Below are 944 nucleotides of genomic sequence, written 5' to 3'. Positions count from 1 at the left end.
CACGGCCACGGCCCCCCCGACGCCCCCCCCCCCACCCCCCGCGGGCCGCCGCTCGACCGTGGTCGCGTCGCTGATCACGGCCTCGGTGAACCACAGGCTGAGCGACGTCCGACCCACCGCGACCATCCCGCCGTCGGGCGGGTCGGAGTGCTCGAGCTCGCTGTGGGCGAGAGCCGGCGTCGCACCGCCGAGCAGCGCGGCCGCCGCAGCGAGGGCGACCGCGGCCCGCCGCGCCCGGCCTCGAGCAGTGCTCATCCCCGGACCCGGAGGTGCTCGAGCCGCGCGTCGCCCATCACGAGGGTCACCAGCGAACCGTCGCGCAGGACGTTGTGCGCGTTCGCGAGCAGGAAGTAGTAGGTGCCGCCGAGCTGGAGGTCGGTGTGGTGGTGCGGCGTGGCGACGACCAGGGTCTCCCCGGTCTCCTCCACCACCAGCACGGGCAGCAGGTCGGTCTCGTGGATCATCTGATCGGCCTTGTCCGGGTCCACCACCTGGTAGCGGAACTCGATGAGGCCGCCGGCCGCCGTGACCGCGATGAGGTTCACGTCGATCCCGGTCTGCGCGGCCATCCCCTCGGCCGTGACGAGGGTGGTCCCGGCCCGGACGTCCTCCTTGTGCTGCGGCCAGCCCGCGAGGAGCGCCGCGCCGCCCACCAGGCCCACGAGCAGCAGCGTGATCATCAGGGTGACCAGCGGGCGGGTACCCCCGCGGCGCCCCGTCGGCTCCGGGGCCGTCACCTCGGGCAGTGTCTCAGTGCTCATGGTCAGCTCCCTGGGTGCCCACCGGCCCGCAGCGCGGGCCGGTGGGCGTTGCTGGGTCAGGGCAGGTCGAAGGCGTCGATGTCGAGGTTGTTGGCGGTCAGCCCGTGGGCGGTGCCGTCGAAGTACACCGACCAGACCCCGGCGTTGTCGTAGACCACGTCCTCGTCCTGCACGTTGCCCACC

1 protein-coding gene and 1 pseudogene are annotated in these 944 nt (G+C 73.5%); both read right to left on the bottom strand.

Annotated elements, in window-relative coordinates:
- Positions 1–255: pseudogene (locus tag OEB99_RS19695) on the bottom strand (copper resistance protein CopC); the annotation flags it as partial.
- Positions 252–761 carry a hypothetical protein gene (locus OEB99_RS19690; protein ID WP_263579014.1) on the bottom strand — a complete coding sequence of 170 codons (510 nt, stop codon included), beginning with the start codon at positions 759–761 and terminating at the stop codon, positions 252–254. The gene OEB99_RS19690 and the pseudogene OEB99_RS19695, both read right to left, overlap by 4 nt.
- Between the last annotated feature and the right edge of the window lie 183 nt (positions 762–944).

Origin of the sequence: Actinotalea endophytica, from assembly GCF_025717005.1 — a bacterium.
Taxonomy (GTDB): domain Bacteria; phylum Actinomycetota; class Actinomycetes; order Actinomycetales; family Cellulomonadaceae; genus Actinotalea.
This window is presented reverse-complemented; position numbering and strand designations above follow the sequence as displayed.